The 16531-nt window shown below is 62.7% G+C and carries 17 protein-coding genes; 9 read left to right on the forward strand and 8 right to left on the reverse strand.

The genetic code is table 11. The features are described from left to right. Positions 1 to 21: 21 nt before the first annotated feature. Together J3A71_RS08295 and J3A71_RS08300 are read right to left on the reverse strand one after the other, a co-directional pair. Positions 22 to 315, reverse strand: coding sequence for an addiction module antidote protein (locus J3A71_RS08295; RefSeq protein ID WP_016488543.1), 294 nt, complete (start codon positions 313 to 315; stop codon positions 22 to 24). Next, positions 308 to 610, reverse strand: a complete 303-nt coding sequence (locus J3A71_RS08300) for a type II toxin-antitoxin system RelE/ParE family toxin (protein WP_016488542.1) — start codon at positions 608 to 610, stop codon at positions 308 to 310. Before J3A71_RS08300 ends, J3A71_RS08295 begins: the two co-directional genes overlap by 8 nt. Positions 611 to 785: 175 nt before the next feature. Here J3A71_RS08300 and J3A71_RS08305 point away from each other — a divergent pair, with 175 nt between their 5' ends. Both J3A71_RS08305 and J3A71_RS08310 read left to right on the forward strand, forming a co-directional pair. Next, entirely contained in the window at positions 786 to 1181 is a 396-nt protein-coding gene (locus J3A71_RS08305; protein WP_016498447.1) for a hypothetical protein, read from the forward strand. A gap of 106 nt (positions 1182 to 1287) precedes the next feature. Then, a complete protein-coding gene (locus J3A71_RS08310) occupies positions 1288 to 2214 on the forward strand; it encodes a DMT family transporter (protein WP_016488540.1) in 927 nt (308 codons plus the stop codon). 47 nt (positions 2215 to 2261) lie between these two features. On the opposite strand, the gene J3A71_RS08315 is transcribed toward J3A71_RS08310, so the two are convergent. Beyond that, complete coding sequence (locus J3A71_RS08315) at positions 2262 to 3431, reverse strand: MFS transporter (protein WP_096426616.1); 1170 nt, start codon at positions 3429 to 3431, stop codon at positions 2262 to 2264. 106 nt (positions 3432 to 3537) lie between these two features. Between J3A71_RS08315 and J3A71_RS08320 the strand changes: the two genes are divergently transcribed. Together J3A71_RS08320 and J3A71_RS31670 are read left to right on the forward strand one after the other, a co-directional pair. Next, positions 3538 to 4431, forward strand: a complete 894-nt coding sequence (locus J3A71_RS08320) for a LysR family transcriptional regulator (protein WP_016488538.1) — start codon at positions 3538 to 3540, stop codon at positions 4429 to 4431. A gap of 124 nt (positions 4432 to 4555) precedes the next feature. Continuing rightward, positions 4556 to 4684, forward strand: a complete 129-nt coding sequence (locus tag J3A71_RS31670; RefSeq protein WP_009683677.1) for a PA1414 family protein — start codon at positions 4556 to 4558, stop codon at positions 4682 to 4684. Between the two features lie 99 nt (positions 4685 to 4783). Here J3A71_RS31670 and J3A71_RS08325 read toward each other — a convergent pair whose 3' ends face one another. Both J3A71_RS08325 and speB read right to left on the reverse strand, forming a co-directional pair. Continuing rightward, positions 4784 to 6163, reverse strand: coding sequence for a sodium:solute symporter (locus J3A71_RS08325; RefSeq protein ID WP_016488537.1), 1380 nt, complete (start codon positions 6161 to 6163; stop codon positions 4784 to 4786). A gap of 131 nt (positions 6164 to 6294) precedes the next feature. Then, positions 6295 to 7245, reverse strand: a complete 951-nt coding sequence (gene speB / locus J3A71_RS08330) for an agmatinase (protein ID WP_016498452.1) — start codon at positions 7243 to 7245, stop codon at positions 6295 to 6297. Positions 7246 to 7470: 225 nt separating this feature from the next. Here speB and J3A71_RS08335 point away from each other — a divergent pair, with 225 nt between their 5' ends. The 3 genes from J3A71_RS08335 to J3A71_RS08345 all read left to right on the forward strand — a co-directional run bounded on the left by J3A71_RS08335 (position 7471) and on the right by J3A71_RS08345 (position 10730). Beyond that, positions 7471 to 8364, forward strand: coding sequence for a LysR family transcriptional regulator (locus J3A71_RS08335; RefSeq protein ID WP_016488535.1), 894 nt, complete (start codon positions 7471 to 7473; stop codon positions 8362 to 8364). A 136-nt stretch (positions 8365 to 8500) separates the two neighbouring features. Next, positions 8501 to 10066: a PAS domain-containing methyl-accepting chemotaxis protein gene (locus tag J3A71_RS08340; protein ID WP_060519145.1), complete on the forward strand. Its 1566-nt coding sequence runs from the start codon at positions 8501 to 8503 to the stop codon at positions 10064 to 10066. Positions 10067 to 10130: 64 nt separating this feature from the next. Next, positions 10131 to 10730: a DTW domain-containing protein gene (locus J3A71_RS08345; protein WP_016488533.1), complete on the forward strand. Its 600-nt coding sequence runs from the start codon at positions 10131 to 10133 to the stop codon at positions 10728 to 10730. 171 nt (positions 10731 to 10901) lie between these two features. Here J3A71_RS08345 and J3A71_RS08350 read toward each other — a convergent pair whose 3' ends face one another. From J3A71_RS08350 to J3A71_RS08360, 3 genes are all read right to left on the reverse strand, one after another. Beyond that, positions 10902 to 12260 carry a TolC family outer membrane protein gene (locus tag J3A71_RS08350; protein WP_016488532.1) on the reverse strand — a complete coding sequence of 453 codons (1359 nt, stop codon included), beginning with the start codon at positions 12258 to 12260 and terminating at the stop codon, positions 10902 to 10904. Positions 12261 to 12571: 311 nt separating this feature from the next. After that, the gene (locus J3A71_RS08355) at positions 12572 to 12937 is read right to left on the reverse strand and encodes a YbaN family protein (RefSeq protein WP_016488531.1); all 366 of its coding nucleotides are present in this window, start codon (positions 12935 to 12937) and stop codon (positions 12572 to 12574) included. A gap of 7 nt (positions 12938 to 12944) precedes the next feature. Continuing rightward, positions 12945 to 13532, reverse strand: a complete 588-nt coding sequence (locus tag J3A71_RS08360; protein WP_010955200.1) for a YecA family protein — start codon at positions 13530 to 13532, stop codon at positions 12945 to 12947. A 245-nt stretch (positions 13533 to 13777) separates the two neighbouring features. On the opposite strand from J3A71_RS08360, the gene recQ reads away from it, so the two are divergent. Both recQ and J3A71_RS08370 read left to right on the forward strand, forming a co-directional pair. Further along, entirely contained in the window at positions 13778 to 15925 is a 2148-nt protein-coding gene (recQ, locus tag J3A71_RS08365) for a DNA helicase RecQ (protein ID WP_016488530.1), read from the forward strand. Between the two features lie 150 nt (positions 15926 to 16075). Beyond that, positions 16076 to 16513, forward strand: a complete 438-nt coding sequence (locus J3A71_RS08370; protein ID WP_016488529.1) for a MarR family transcriptional regulator — start codon at positions 16076 to 16078, stop codon at positions 16511 to 16513. Positions 16514 to 16531: the final 18 nt, after the last annotated feature.

Here is a 16531-nt window from a genome sequence, read left to right on the forward strand (position 1 = left end):
ACCGATGGCGCAGATGCGTTGTCAGCCAGCGAGGTGAGGCCGCGCCGTCATGTCTATTCCCAATGCCTTCATCACGGTCAGAAACGACTTCAGCGTGGGGTTGCCATGCTCGCTGAATGACCTGTAAAGCTGCTCTCGGGACAGCCCCGTCTCTTTCGCCAGTTCGCTCATGCCCTTGGCACGTGCAACCACGCCGACAGCTTTAGCGACATAGCTGGCATCGCCGGTTTCAAGTGCATCGGTCATGAACTGCGCGATTGCTTCAGGTGTAGTGAGGTACGCGGCAGGATCGAATTCAGAGAAGGTTTCAGTCATTTTGCATCCTCCACGAACGCAGAATCTGGTGGGCAACCTTGATGTCTCGCTTTTGACTGCTTTTGTCGCCGCCACAGAGCAGAATGACGAAGGTGCTGCCCGTCTGATGGAAGTACACCCGATAGCCGGGACCATAGTGAATTTTGAGCTCACTCACGCCATGGCCTACCGGAGATACGTCGCCCGGCAGACCCTCCATCAACCGGTTGATCCGAGAAATGATTCGGGCTCTGGCGCTTAAGTCCCGTAGTCCGGTCACCCAATGCCTGAAACTGCTGGATTCGATTTTCTTCATCGAGTGAATGTAGTTTATAAACTACACCAGGCGAGGCAGCAAATGGTTTCTGTCTATTGCTACCTACGCGGCTTCAGACCGTGGCATCCATCCAGCCTTCATCTTTCGGAACACCGCTTGCGTCGGCAGGTCCCAACCTGTGTACCCCTTCCGTCCACAGCAGGAGCCCGTAGCCATGAGCATCGCTTACGATTGGGACCTGATCGAACGTTTGCTGCACGAAGTGCAGAACGGCGCCGGTCATAGCTTTACGCCACGCCCCTATGCCGAACAGCACGCCGCGGCCCAGGCCGCCAAGGGTGAGCCGGTGGGGGATCTGGATCACCTTAAAACCCACGCTTGTGAGTATGAAAAGCTGCTGTTCGAGCGTGGCTTCATCGAAAGCCGGCCTGAAGAAGAGGGCGGCAATGGCGAAAACTTTGTGCTGACCGAGCGTGGTTTACGCTTGCTGAGCCTGATCGACAGCAGCATCCCGGGCTTCGAACACCCGCGCCAGGTGCTGGACGAACAGGCGGATGCGCTGGATGAAGCCACCTTCGAACAGGTGTCTTCGAAGGCGCAGATCGCTTGAGGTCGTTTTGAGGCTGGCAACAGCGGGTAGGGAAGCCCGATAATCGGTAGCTTCTGAAGACTGCCGAGCCTATGCCCATGCCTGCGAACACCCCTGAGGCCCGCCTATGAGCGCGGTCCGCAAGAACCCAGACGCCTTTGCCTTTCAGGTGATGCTGGGGCTGTGCCTGATCTGGGGTTGCCAGCAGGTGCTGATCAAGACCGCCGCGGTCGACATTGCGCCGGTGATGCAGGCTGCGCTGCGCAATGGCATTGCCGCTGTGCTGGTGGCGCTGATGCTGTGCTGGCGCGGTGGCTGGGAGCAGGTTGGCATCACCTGGCGGGCCGGGTTGCTCGCGGGCGGGTTATTTGGCGTGGAATTCCTGTTCATTGCCGAGGGCCTGAAGCTGACGTCGGCGGCGCACATGTCCGTGTTCCTCTACACCGCGCCGGTTTTTACCGCGTTGGGCCTGCACTTTCGGCTGCCCAGCGAGCGCCTGCGGTTGTTGCAGTGGCTGGGCATTCTGTTGGCCTTCGGTGGCATTGCCATGGCGTTTGCTGGCGGCATGTCGTTCGAGGAAATGGATGGACGCATGCTGCTGGGTGATGCCTTTGGCGTGATCGCCGGGCTGGCCTGGGGCGCTACTACAGTCGTGGTGCGCTGCTCGCGGCTGTCGGAAGCACCGGCTACCTTGACCTTGTTCTATCAGCTGGCGGTGGGGTTTGCAGGCCTGTTGCTGATTGCCTTGCTTAGCGGGCAGATCGGCGCTGTATCGCTGACACCCTTGGCGATGGGCAGTGTGCTGTTCCAGGGCATTGTGGTGTCGTTCATCAGCTACCTGACCTGGTTCTGGTTGCTGCGCAAGTACCTGGCGTCCAACCTGGCGGTGTTTTCGTTCATTACACCGCTGTTCGGGGTGACCTTTGGGGTGCTGCTGCTGGACGAGCCGCTAAGCGTCAATTTCGTGATCGGCGCGCTGTTGGTGTTGCTGGGCGTGGTTCTGGTGAGTGCCGAGCCTTGGGTGAAGCAACAATTGCGCAAGCTGGTGGGTTGAAGGTTGCCTGTGCCGGCGATAGGGCCGGTACAGGCAAAACCAGTTAATCAGGCTGAGCGGGTTGCCGCCTGGCAACCTTGAATACGCTGCCCGCTGGAGATCACCAGCACGCCCGCCAGCCCCAGCCCCATCGCCGCCAGCATCAACGCCGGCTGCAGGCCGCCGCTGTAATGGCTGCTGACCGCCGCCAGCAACGGCCCGCTCAACTGCCCCAGGGCAAAGCACGCAGTCAGCAGCCCGGCATTGCGCTGTGTGGCATGCGGGGCCAGCTCCCGCGAGCGTTGCATCACCAATTGCATGCAGGCCAGGAACGGCCCGCCACACAGCACCACACCCAGCGCCAACCCGATCCCGCCGCCCACCAGGCAGGCCAGTACGCCCAGCCCTTGCAACCACAGGGTGGCGGTCAGCCAGGCCGAGGTGCGCCCGTTACGGCGCAAGCTCACCAGCACCACCCCCAGCGCTGCCGCCAGGCCAAACGCCGGCCAGAACAGGTCGGCCATCCACTGCCCGCGGAACTGCTGGTTGGCCATTTGCGACAGGAAAGTGGCCGGCAGGATGTAACCCACGCCGTACAGCGTATATACCAGCGCCAGGCGGCCAATGCCGGCGCTGCGGGCCGGGCCCGGGTGCGCTGGCGAGGGAGTGGGGGCAGCTTGCAGCGCGCGTGGCAGCCAAGGCCGTACGGCCAGCAGCATCACCAGCGCAGCCACGGCGTAGATCAACCACAGTGCTGCCGAACCCAGCCCCAGCAGATGCGCCAGCAGTGCCAACAGCCCGGTCAGGGCAATGCCCAGGCCGGGGCCTGCAAACACCAAGGCACCCAGCCGTTGGCGGTTGTGGGCGTTGGCTACCTGCTGGCTGAGGCTGGTGATCATCACCAGCACCCAGGCACTGGCCACGCCGGTGCCAAAGCGCAGCAGCAGGTGGCTCCAGAAACCGTCGGCGGCCCATGAGGCCAGGGTCAGCAGTACGCACAGCCACAGCCCGCCGTGCAGGCGCAGGCGCACCTGGCCGGGTGTGCGAGCGAACATGGCGTCCACCGCGCCAATGAAATAGCCCAGGTAGTTGGCGGCCGCGACCAGCCCGGCGACCGTCAGATCGAACTGGCCTTCGGCGATCAGGTGCGGCAGTTGCGGTGTGAGGGCGAAACGGCCGATGCCCATGGCCATCATCAACGCCACGGCGCTGGCCAACAGTTGAGTGAGTGGCGACATGACAGGTCTCCTGCGTGGAATTAAGCGATGACTGGCAGGTTAGGGTGGTTTAATTTTCAATAAAATTGAATAATGATGATCAAGTTGTTCTGTTTTGGAGAATGCTGTGGAATTCAGCCAGCTGCGTATCTTTCAGGCTGTGGCCGAGGAAGGCTCAGTCACCCGTGCTGCAGAGCGCCTGCATCGGGTGCCGTCCAACCTGTCCACGCGCCTTCGCCAGCTTGAGGAGCAACTGGGTGTCGAGTTGTTCCTGCGCGAGCGCCAACGGCTGCAGCTGTCGCCGGCGGGCAAGGTGCTGCTGGAGTACGCCAACCGCCTGTCGGCCTTGCGCGACGAGGCGCTGGCCGCTGTACGCGGCGGCGAGCCGGCCGGCGACTTCGTGCTGGGGACCATGTACAGCACGGCTGCCACCCACCTGCCAGCGTTGCTGGCGCGTTATCACCAGGCCTACCCCGCAGTAAACCTGCAGGTGCGCGCAGCGCCCAGCGGCGAGCTGCTGGAGGGCCTGCTTGGCCACACCCTGGACGCTGCCCTGGTGGATGGCCCGCCGAACCTGGCCGGGCTGGATGGCGTGCCGTTGTGCGAGGAACAACTGGTGCTGATCACCAGCCCCGAGCACCCGGCGGTGCAAACCGCCAGGGATGTGGCGGGCAAGGCGGTGTTCACTTTCCGCCAGGGCTGTTCTTACCGCATGCGTCTGGAGGCGTGGTATGCCCATGCCCACACGCCCATGGGCCGGGTGATGGAGATCGAGTCGTACCAGAGCATGCTGGCCTGCGTGATCGCGGGCGCAGGCGTGGCGATGATGGCCCAATCGATGCTCGACAGCCTGCCTGGGCGTGACCGGGTGAGGGTGCACCGGCTGCAGCAGCCGTTCGATCAGGCGGTCACCTGGCTGATGTGGCGTCAGGGCATGCGTGGGGCGAATCTGCAGGCATGGATCGACTTGCAACAAAGCGAAACGATTAACCAGTCGTCGGAATGCGGCGCCAGGGCTTGATCCGCGTCAAAATGGCCCTTATCTGTAAGAGCATAGGCATGCGTAATACAGGACATCAGGCTATGATCTGTATGAACCATCCCAGGATTGATTCGCCGTGAGGCTGACCCGTCAAGGGGGCATTATGAATAAACCACTGTCCAACTGGCTCCACGACCTGGCGGTCGCCCTGGGGCTGATTCCACCACCCTTGCAGCCGGTGCCGATCCCGACTGATGAAGAGCAGCGCAAACGCCAGCCGCGTCGCCGCTGATATAAGACAAAGGCCGCAGCACCTGGGTGGGTGCTGCGGCCTTTTTTGTGTCTTGGAGTTTAGTGTTATCCCTGCCGGCGATAGGGCTTGAGGCTAATGTCAGGCCAGATTCACCGCACCGACTGTTTTGCGAGACATCAGGCTAACCGCCACAAAGCTCACCAAGCCGATCGCCAGGCTGTAGTAGATCGGCGTATTGGCCTCCAGCCCGTCTTTGAACATGAACAGCAGCGCGGTGGCAAAGCCCAGCGACATGCTGGCAATCGCGCCAGCGGTGGTTGCACGCTTCCAGAAGATCGCCCCGATCAGCGGGATCAGCATGCCGCCGACCAGCAGGTTATAGGCCAGGGTCAGCGCGTTGATCACATCGTTGACCATCAGCGCGATGCCCAGCACCACCAGGCCGGTGAGCAGGGTGAACAGGCGGCTCATGCCCAGGCTCGACTGCTTGCCGCCACGCAGCTTGGGCAGCAGGTCCTCGGTCACAGTGGTCGAGGCCGCCAGCAGGCCGGCGCTGGCGGTGGACATCATGGCCGCCAGGGCCGCGGCCATCAGCAAGCCACGGATGCCATCGGGCAGGGTGCTCTTGATCATCTCGGCAAAGGCATTGTTCGGGTTGGCCAGGTCGGGCATCAGCACATGCGCGGCCATGCCGATGGCGGCGCAGGCCAGGCCGTACACCACACAGTACACACCGGCGACGGTACCGGCACGCTGGCAAACCTTTTCGTCACGCGCAGTGAACACCCGCTGCCAGATGTCCTGGCCAATGAGGATGCCGAAGAAGTAGATCAGGAAGTAGGTGATGATGGTGTCCCAGCCAATGGTGGTCAGCTGGAAGCTGGCCGCTGGCAACTTGGCCACCAAGGTGTCCCAGCCACCTGCCTTGTACAGGCACACGGGCAACAGGATGAACATCAGGCCGACTGTCTTGATCACGAACTGGACGATGTCGGTAAGGGTCAGCGACCACATGCCGCCAATGGTGGAGTACAGCACCACCACACCGCCGCCGAGCAGCAGCGAAGCCCAGAAGGGCAGGTCCAGCAGCACCTGCAATACGGTGGCCATGGCCAGTGTCGAGGTGACGCCGATCATCAGCGCATAGGCCAGCATGATCACGGCGCTGGCTTGGCGTGCGGTCGGGTTGTAGCGTTGCTCAAGCACCTGGGTCACGGTGAAGATGCGCAGGCGCAGCAGCGGTTTGGCCAGGAACAGGTTGATGGCGATGATGCCCAGGCCAAGGGCCGCGCATAGCCAGAAGCCGGAGATGCCATGGACGTAGCCCAGGCGCACGGTGCCCACGGTAGAAGCACCACCAAGCACGGTGGTGGCCATGGTGCCCATGTACAGCACAGGGCCCAGGTTGCGCCCGGCTACCAGGTAGTCTTCATGGGTTTTTGCACGTCGCATGCCGTACCAGCCAAGCCCGAGCATGCCGGCGGTGTAGATCATTACAACAATGATGTCCAAGGCCATTGGGGTTCTCCCGATTATCTTTATTATGGCGAGATCGACCACGCGGGCGGCCACGGCCGCCGGCGGTCTTGTCGTGTTGTTGGCGGGCCTCTGTGGCCCTCCCTCATGGCTCCTGCCGGGGTGTAGCGGTGTTAACGACGCACGACGCCCGGAAGCACGCAGAGCATCTCGAACAGCAGGTTGGCACCGAGCAGCGAGGTATTGCCGGTGGTGTCGTAAGGCGGGGAGACTTCGACGAGGTCACAACCGATCAGGTCCAGGCCGTGGCAGCCGCGAATGATCTCCATCGCCTGGATGGTGGTCAAGCCGCCGATTTCCGGGGTGCCGGTACCGGGCGCCCAGGCCGGGTCGATGCCGTCGATGTCGAACGACAGGTACACCGGGCCGCCGCCGACCTTTTCCCGCACTTCGGCCATCAGCGGTTCCAGCGACTTGTGCCAGCACTCTTCGGCCTGGACCACGCGGAAGCCCTGGCGGCGGCTCCAGTTGAAGTCATCGGCGGTGTAGCCCTGGGCGCGCAGGCCGATCTGTACCACACGGTCGCAATCGAGCAGGCCTTCTTCCACGGCGCGGCGGAAGGTGGTGCCGTGGGCGATCTTCTCGCCGAACATGTGGTCGTTGACGTCGGCGTGGGCGTCGATGTGCACGAGCCCGATCTTGCCGTGCTTCTTGTGCAGCGCCCGCAGGATCGGCAGGGTGATGGTGTGGTCGCCGCCCAGGGTCATCGGGATGACATTGTGCTCGACGATTTCGTCGTAGGCTTCTTCGATGATGCGTACGGCGTCCAGCAGGTTGAAGGTGTTGATCGCCACGTCACCGATGTCGGCCACCGATAGCGAGTCGAACGGTGCGGCCCCGGTGGCCATGTTGTAGGGGCGGATCATCACCGACTCGGCGCGGATCTGCCGCGGGCCGAAACGGGTGCCGGAACGCAGCGAGGTACCGATGTCCAGGGGCACGCCGATGAAGGCAGCATCCAGGCCTTGGGCACTTTGCAGGTGGGGGAGACGGAGCATGGTGGCGATGCCGCCGAAACGCGGCATTTCGTTGCCGCCCAGTGGTTGGTGGAGAGTCTTGTCCACGGTGGGCCTCATCAGTCGGTCGATTGTTGTGTTTGTTCGAACCTGTGCCGCCGCGCGCCTCTCACGTGTGGTTTTGCCGGCGGGCAGGGACATTTCGGCCAAGTCTGCTGAAGGTAGTGCCGGGGAAGAATCGCTACCGACAAATACTTAGTTCAGGAATTTCTGAACTAAAGACGGGCAGAGCGGTTAGACTGCGCGCAAATACACCTGCGGAACCGTTGCACCATGGCCTCGACCTTGCCCGACCTGAAACTGCTGCGCATCTTTGTCAGCGTGGTGCGCCACCAGGGCTTCGCCAACGCCCAGCGCGAGTTGAACCTGTCGACCTCGGCCATCAGCACCTACATGAGCCAGTTGGAGGGCGCGCTGGGCATCGTGCTGTGCCACCGCGGCCGTGGCGGTTTCAGCCTGACCAGCAAGGGCGAGCTGTTCCACCAGGAGACCCTGCGGCTACTGGCCGAACTGGATGGCTTCGAGCAGTATGCCGCTGCCCTCAAGGGCGAGTTGCGTGGCACCCTCAACCTCGGGGTTATCGACTCCACGGTCGGCGACCGGGCCTTGCCGTTGGCCGAAGCCATCGGCGCCTACAGCCAGGAGCACCCGGCGGTGCACCTGCACCTGTCGGTGTCCAGCCCTTACGAGCTGCAACTGGGCGTGCAGGACAACCGACTGGACCTGGCCATCGGTGCGTTCTCCTCGCGCATGAGCGGCCTGCTCTACCAGCCGTTGTACCGTGAACAGCACTGGCTGTATTGCAGCAGCCGCCACCCGTTGTATACCGAGCGGCGCATCCCCGAGCCGGTAGTGACGCAGCAGCGCATGGTCGGGCGCGGCTACTGGAGCCAGGCCGAGCTGGCCCGGCATGGCTTCAAGCACAGCGCGGCGACGGTGGAGAGTATGGAAGCGCAGTTGATCCTGATCCTGTCCGGCGCCTATATCGGGTACTTGCCCGAGCACTATGCCCAGGCTTGGGTCGACAAGGGGGATTTGCGCGTGTTGTCGCCGTCCACCTTTGGCTACCAGGCGCCGTTCTCGCTGATCATTCGCCGTGGGCGTAGCCGTGAACCGCTGATCCAGACCTTCCGTGATCTGTTGAAAAGCCAGTTGAACGTGGGCTGAGCAGCGACGCATTCATGCATTCCGTCGGGCGACGTTAAATTCCGGCAAAAGCTGACCGCTAACCTGATAGCGCTCTGCTACATATCAACTTGCGCTGATGATTTTCCCCTTATTTCATCCTGCAAGGATCGCCCCGATGCGCATGAATTTGCCCGTCACTGAGCACGAAAGAACCTTCTCAAGCGATCAACGCCTGATTTCCACGACTGACCTCAACAGCCGCATCACCTACTGCAACGAAGCCTTCGTGGCGATCAGCGGATTTACCTATGACGAGCTGGTCGGCCAACCGCACAACCTGGTGCGTCACCCTGACATGCCTGCATCGGTGTTCGGGCATATGTGGGACACGATCAAGCAGGGCAAGCCGTGGATGGGGGTGGTCAAGAACCGGGCGAAGAATGGTGATTACTACTGGGTCAGCGCTTACGTCACGGCCATCTACGAGCAGGGCCGCATCAGTGGTTACGAGTCGGTGCGCTCGGTGCCCACGCGTGAGCAGATCCGCCGCGCCGAGGCGCTGTATGCGCGCCTGCGGGCCGACCGCGCAGCTGTGCCCTGGGCGGCGCGGCTGGGGCACGGGTTAGCCCATGGCTGGCCGTTGATAGCCGCAGGTCTGGTATCGGCAGGCGGTTACTTGTGGCTGCCGGCCTATGCAGCGCTTGGGGTGCTGATGGCCAGCCTGCTGTTGGCCTGGTACCTCGTCGAGCACCGGCAGAACCAGGCCATCCGCCGCACGTTGGCCGAGCATCCCAAAGCCTTCACCAGCCCGCTGGTGGCGCTGACCTACAGCGACAACCCGGGCCTGCAGGGCCAGCTTGACCTGGCCATCATCAGCGAGGAAGCGCGCTTGCAAACAGCCCTGACCCGCCTGGTGGACGCTGGCGTCGGGGTAAAGTCGCGGGCTGCGCAGTCCTCAGATTTGTCCGATGCCCAGGCGCAGATGCTTGACCGCCAGCGCAGCGAGACCGACCAGTCGGCCACGGCCATTGCGCAAATGGCCGCAACCATCCAGCAGGTCACTCACAACGTGCAGAGCACGGCGCATGCGGCTGGCGATGCCGACCAACTGGCGCAGCATGGCAGCGAGCTCGCGCTGCAGAGCCTCAAGGCCATGGGCAGTATGAGCGATGCCGTCAACGACATCGGTCAGGCGGTCAATGCCCTGGCCGAGCAGACCCAGTCCATCGGCAGCGTGGTCGATGTGATTACCTCGATTGCCGAGCAGACCAACCTGTTGGCGCTCAACGCTGCCATCGAGGCGGCGCGCGCGGGTGAGCAGGGGCGGGGTTTTGCCGTGGTGGCCGATGAAGTGCGTTCGCTGGCACAACGTACCCGTGCATCGACCGACGAGATTCACCACATCATTGCTTCGTTGCGCGCGGGCGCGGAACGGGCGGTTAGCACCGCCAGCCGGGGTGAGCAGATCTCGCGGGACAGCGTGCACAGCGTCGAGGCGGTGCAGACGGCGTTGAGCGGGATTGCCCAGGCGGTCAGCCGCATCACCGGCATGAGCCAGCAGATGGCGACGGCGTCGGAGCAGCAAAGCCATGTGGCCGAGGACATCAACCAGCAGATCGTGAGAATTGCCCAGCTGTGTGACCAGAGTGCCGGGCAGGCCAGGCAGGGTGCAGAAATCAGCCAGGACCTGGAGCGCATGGCGGAGTACCTGCACAGCCTGGCAGAGCGCTTCAACCGCTGAGATCGCTGGGGCCGCAAAGCGGGCCCCGGTTCTGTGGCACACTGTTCCCGCCAAGGAGAACCCCATGCCCAGACCCCGCTGCGAGCGCTGCCAGCGCCCGCTCGACCATTGCCTCTGCCCACTGATCCCCGCGCTCGACAGCCGCACCCGCGTCATCCTGCTGCAGCACCCCAGTGAAACCGCCCATGCCCTGAACACTGCGCGCCTTGCTGCCCTTGGCCTGAACAACGCCGAGCTGCGGGTGGGCGAGGTATTCGATGATCTGGGTGAATTGCTGGCAACGCCTGGTTACCGGCCGGCCTTGCTGTTCCCGGGCGATGACGCTCAGGTGCTGACAGCCTATGGCAAGGTCGATGACACGCCGTTGCTGCTGATCGTGCCCGACGGCACCTGGCGCAAGGCGCGCAAGCTGCTGTACATGAACCCGCTGCTGGAAGGGTTGCCGCGGGTGACGCTGGGGGCAGTCGCGCCTTCGCGGTATCGGCTGCGCAAGGCGCCGGAGGCGGGGGCGCTATCGACCATAGAGGCAGTGGTGGGGGCTTTGAATGCGTTGGAGCAACCTGCCAGCTTCGATGCGCTGCTGGCGCCGTTCGAGGCGTTGATCGAGGGGCAGATCAGGGCCATGGGGGTGGAGACGTTCCAGCGTAACCATGGTGAGGGTTGAGGTGCCCGTGAGGGCCCTATCGCCGGCAAGCCAGCTCCCACAGTTACAGTGTCAAGGCTCATGCTTTTATTCCCACAGGCAACTGCACAAAGTTTGAAGCCTATGCAGTACCTGTGGGAGCTGGCTTGCCGGCGAAAGGGCCGCAAAGCGGCCCCCAGAACTTGAAGCCGATCAACGCATCTCAGGTAGACGCGCCTCGGTACGCACTTCCGTGGTAGCCAGCGCCTCTGGCGGCAGCGAAATACGCTGTTTGCTCAACAGCTCACCCATGGTCGCCAGCACGCGGTAGCGCGAGAATTCCTCGGTGTAGCGGACTTCGGTGTAACGGCGGTCGGCGTTGTACAGCTCGTTTTCACTGTCAAGCACGTCCAGCAGGGTACGCTGGCCCAGGCCGAACTGGTCCTGGTAAGCGGCGCGCACGCGCTTGGTGGTCTCGGCGTATTCACGCGCGGTAGGCAGCTGCTTGCTGGCATTGTTCATGGCGTTCCACGCCAGGCTCAGGTTTTCGGTCAGCTCACGCAGGGCGTTGTTGCGGATGTCCAGGGCCTGGTTGATCTTGTGCGCGTCAGACTGCAGGCGGGCCTTGTCGCTGCCGCCGCGGAACAGGTTGTAGTTCATCTCTACGCCGGCCTGCCAATCGTTGTTGTTGTGGCCTTTTTCGCCACCGGTGTTGTTGTTGGCACCGGTTGCAAGAATGGCGTCGAAGCGCGGGTAGAAGGTCGACTTGCCCACTTCGTATTGCTGCTCGGCGGCGTTGACGTCAGCCTGTGCCGATTTGATGTAGGGGTTGTTCTGGCGCATGCTGTCGCGCGCGCCGTCGAGGGTCTCAGGCACCTCGCCCTTGATGGTCGGCGGGCTTTCCAGTTCGTCCGGGGCACGGCCGATCACGCTGAAGAAGTTGGCCTCGGCATCGGCCAGGTCCACTTCGGCGGTATCCAGGTTGTTTTCCGCCAGGGCGCGACGGGCGCGGGACTGGTCGAGGTCGGCGGTGCTGCCAACGCCGCGCTCGTTACGCAGGCCGATCTGGTCGTTGACGCGCAGGTGGGCTTGCAGGTTGTTCTTGGCCAGGGTTACCAGCTCACGGCGCTTGAGCACTTCCAGGTATACCTCGATCGCACGCAGGGCGACATCCTGGGCAACTGCCTGGGTGTAGTAGGCGCGGGAGGTAGAAACCGCTTCGGTGCGGCCCACTTCGTTCGCGGTGTTGAAACCGTCGAAAATCATCTGCCGCAGGCGTAGCTCGGACTGGGTGTAGTTGAGGGTTTCCTTGTTGTGGTTACCCTCGGCACGGGTGGTGGCATTGTCCGAACGCTGGCGGCCATAGCCAGCAACCAAATCCACGGAAGGGTAGTAGCCACCACGCGCAAACTTGACGTCTTCATCGGCCGACAGCTTGCTGTTACGGTTGGAGCTTACCTGCGGGTGGTAGTCCACGGCGCTCTGGACGGCCTCGGTGATCGACATCGCCTGTACGTTGGCACTCGCCAGGGCCAACAGTAATGCACTGGTGATGGGGTTCAAAACGCGCATGGTACATCTCCCTGATCCTGGAATTGATCCTGCTGCTCGCCAAAAAAATGACGATAAAATTATCGCGTATAGTGTTGCAGGTTTTTAACAACACAGCTAAGTACATTCAACGCGATAGATAAGAAGATTTCTTCATATAAAATAGCAATATAAGACATATATTGTCTAACAAGGGCAGCGAAACTTTGTGCTGGCAAGCGCGCGAAAAGGCAAGAAAGCCAATGAATACAAGGCTTTTGTGTGGTTCCAGAACCATTTCGGATAAAGAAAACGACCGTTAGGCGAAAGTGATATTTGGCGACAAAAAAATGTCACTTCGGTGTGTGCAGGGTTTTCTGCCTGACGATATAGAGGCTTACCAATACAGCGCTGGTCAACATGAAGGCGCGTGCCCAGAACAGGGGCACCAGATAGCACGACAGGCCAATGCTGGCCCACATCAGGCCGATGGCGTAGACCTTGCCCTTGAGGGGGATGCCTTCACCACTGAGGTAGTCGCGGATCCATGGCCCGAGCTTCGGGTGATGGACCAGCCAGTGGTGAAAGCGCGGCGAACTGCGGGCAAAGCAGGCTGCCGCCAAAAGCAGGAAAGGGGTGGTGGGCAATACCGGAAGGAATATCCCCAACACCCCCAGCGCAACGCTGAGCCAGCCGATGGCCAGCAGCAGGTAGCGCACAGGCGACTCAGTGGTGGCGTGGCTTGAGCAGCGCCGGTTTTTCGTCAGGGGCGTGCAGCAGCAGGAACAATGCGCTCAGCGCCTCGGGGATCTGGACGATCATGTCATCCTGCAGGTTGGCGTTGCTGGCGATGTCGGCGAACTCTGGCTGTTCGTCGAACAGGCCCGAGCCCACCATGATCGGCAGCAACATTTCGCTGACTTCTTCTTCGGCGTTCTCGAACCAGGCCTCTTCACGCAGGAACACGCCTTCCATGAAGCCAATGCACCAGCCGCGCAGGTCGGAATCATCCGGCTCGTCGGTCAGGTCGAGGTCGCATGGCAGGTCGAATTCTTCGTCGCTGGCCAGCTGGCGGGCGATGTGCGCTTTCAACGCCACCAGGGTGGCTTCGATCTCGGTGCGCTGGGCCTCGCTGGCGTAGTGCGGCTCTTCGGCGAACAAGGCGTCGATCCATTCGCGCTCGGGCACGTCCTCGGCGTTGATCGACAGGGCGGTCAGGTAGCCGTGGGCGGCGACGTAGTCCAGCGCCTCTTCGTGCAGCTCGTCGGCGTCGAGGAAGGCTTGCAGGCGGGTCAGTTGCTCGGCGAAGGACATTACAGGGCTACCTTGGGGAATAAACGATACCGAATTCTAGCACCAAGCAAGGGTAGCGGGGTAAAGGGAACGTCTATCACCATGGTGCCCTGTGCAGTGCGGTGCTGCGGTATACTCCGCGATTTTTCATGCAGGGGCAGATTTTATCGGCCCCTGGCAAAAACCGCTTACGCATTTGGCGTGTGCGGAGCGGGTTTTTCGTCCAGCCTGTATGCAGGGTGGTACGGCGATTTGTGGAGTTGCACATGCTCGAACAGGCTCAGCGCGTTCTCAAGGACATCTTCGGCTACGACAGTTTCCGTGGGCGCCAGGCAGCAATCATCGAATGCGTGGCCAATGGCGGCGATGCCCTGGTGCTGATGCCCACTGGTGGCGGCAAGTCGCTGTGTTTCCAGGTGCCGGGGCTGCTGCGCCCGGGCCTGACGGTGGTGGTCTCACCGCTGATTGCGTTGATGGACGACCAGGTCGCCACGCTGGACGAACTGGGCGTGTCGGCTGCCGCGCTGAACTCTACCCTGACGGCGGAGCAGCAGCGTGAACTGGCCGGGCGCCTGCGCCGTGGCGAAGTGAAGATGCTGTACCTGGCGCCGGAGCGCCTGGTGCAGCCGCGCATGCTCGATTTCCTGCGCGATCTGGACATCTCGCTGTTTGCCATCGACGAGGCGCACTGCGTGTCGCAGTGGGGCCACGATTTCCGCCCCGAATACCTGCAACTGGGGCAATTGGCCGAGCTGTTCCCGCATGTGCCGCGCATTGCGCTGACCGCCACCGCCGATATGCGCACCCGCGAAGAGATTGTCCAGCGCCTGCACCTGCAAGGCGCCGAGCGCTTCCTGTCGAGCTTTGACCGGCCGAACATCTTCTATCGCATCGTACCCAAGGAAGCGCCGCGCAAGCAGCTGATGGCCTTCCTTGGCGAGCGCCGCGGCAACGCGGGCATTGTGTACTGCCTGTCGCGCAAGAAGGTCGACGAAACGGCAGCCTTCCTCTGTGATCAGGGTTTCCCGGCATTGCCTTATCATGCCGGCCTGGCTGCCGAGACCCGTTCTGCCAACCAGCACCGCTTCCTCAATGAGGAAGGGTTGATCATGGTCGCCACCATTGCCTTCGGCATGGGTATCGACAAACCCAACGTGCGCTTCGTTGCCCACCTCGACCTGCCCAAGTCGCTTGAGGCCTATTACCAGGAAACCGGCCGTGCCGGCCGGGACGGCTTGCCATCCGATGCCTGGATGGCCTACGGCCTGCAGGACATGGTCATGCTCAAGCAGATGCTGCAGAACTCCGAAGGAGACGAGCGCCACAAGCGCATCGAGCAGCACAAGCTCGACGCCATGCTGGCGTTGTGCGAAGAGACCCGCTGCCGCCGCCAGTCGTTGCTGGCCTATTTCGATGAAATCCTCGAGCAGCCGTGCGGGCACTGCGACAACTGTGTCGACAACATTCAGACCTGGGACGCCACCGAGCCGGCCCGTCAGGCGCTGTCGGCGGTTTTCCGCACTGGCCAGCGCTATGGTGTCGGCCACCTGGTCGATGTGCTGTTGGGCAAGGACAACGAGAAGGTGCGCAATTTCGGCCACGAGAAGCTGTCGGTGTTCGGCGTCGGCAAGGGCCTGGCCGAGGTCGAGTGGCGTTCGTTGTTCCGCCAGCTGGTGGCGCGTGGGCTGGTCGACATCGACCTGGAGGGCTATGGCGGCCTGCGCCTGTCCGACAGCTGCCGGCCACTGCTGCGCGGCGAGGTGACCTTGCAACTGCGTCGCGACCTCAAGCCGCAGACCACGGCCAAGACCTCATCGTCCAGCGGTGGCAGCCCGGCCAGCCAGTTGGTGCGTGCCGAGGAGCGCGAGCTGTGGGAAGCGCTGCGTACCCTGCGGCGCAAGCTGGCGGAGGAGCACAGTGTGCCGCCCTATGTCATCTTCCCCGACTCGACGCTGCTGGAAATGCTGCGCAGCCAGCCGGTCAGCCTCAGCGATATGGCCCAGGTCAGCGGTGTGGGGGCGCGCAAGCTGGAGCGTTATGGCCAGGCGTTCCTCGAGGTACTGAACAACAGCGGTGGCACCGAAGAGGCGCCGAAAGTGGTACTCGACCTGCGCCACGAACTGGTCAGCCTGGCCCGGGCCGGCATGACCCCGGCGCAGATCGCCGGGCAGCTCAACTGCAGCGAGAAGAACGTGTATAGCCTGCTGGCCGAGGCGTTGGGCCGCCAGGAGCTTAGCCTTGACCAGGCCCTCGACCTGCCGGAAGACCTGCTGATGGAAGTACAGGACGCCTTCCTGGATGGCGAGGGCGAACTGCCGCCGGTGTCGGCCATTGCGCCCCAGTTCGGGGCCCGGGTGCCGGAGGGTGTGCTGTATTGCGTGCGTGCGGCGCTGGCGGCCGAGTTCGAGATGTGACGGGCAGTCAGATCGAGGGCAGAACCGCCATCTGCTGACCTTTGTCATGCTTTTTGACGATTATCGAACGGCGGAGGGCGCGCGAGCCTTGCCTCGTCGGAAAGGGCATGGTTAGCTGCCTAATAATTAGATCTGTTCAATGAGTTGCTTATGCCCCTGACCGACAACCAACACCGCTTCGGCATGCAGCTGGCCCAGATGTCCCGGGGCTGGCGTGCCGAACTGGACCGCCGCCTGGCCGGGCTCAACCTGTCCCAGGCGCGCTGGCTGGTGTTGCTGCACCTGGCGCGTTTCGAAGAAGCCCCTACTCAGCGTGAGTTGGCCCAGAGCGTGGGCGTTGAAGGCCCGACCCTGGCGCGCCTGCTCGACAGCCTGGAAGCACAAGGGCTGGTGCGCCGGCAGGCGGTGGTGGAAGACCGGCGGGCCAAGAAGATCTTGCTGTGCCCGCCGGCCAAGCCGCTGATCGACCAGATCGAAACCATCGCCAACCAGCTGCGGTTGGAGCTTTTCACCGGGGTGGACGAGGCAGAGTTGCAGGTGTGCATGCGGGTGCATGCCACGATCCTGTCCAACCTCGAGAAGTCCTGAGGGCCCCAGGGGTCGCTT

The organism is Pseudomonas sp. PvP089 (genome assembly GCF_017875165.1).
In the GTDB taxonomy this organism is placed as follows: Bacteria; Pseudomonadota; Gammaproteobacteria; order Pseudomonadales; family Pseudomonadaceae; genus Aquipseudomonas; species Aquipseudomonas fortuita.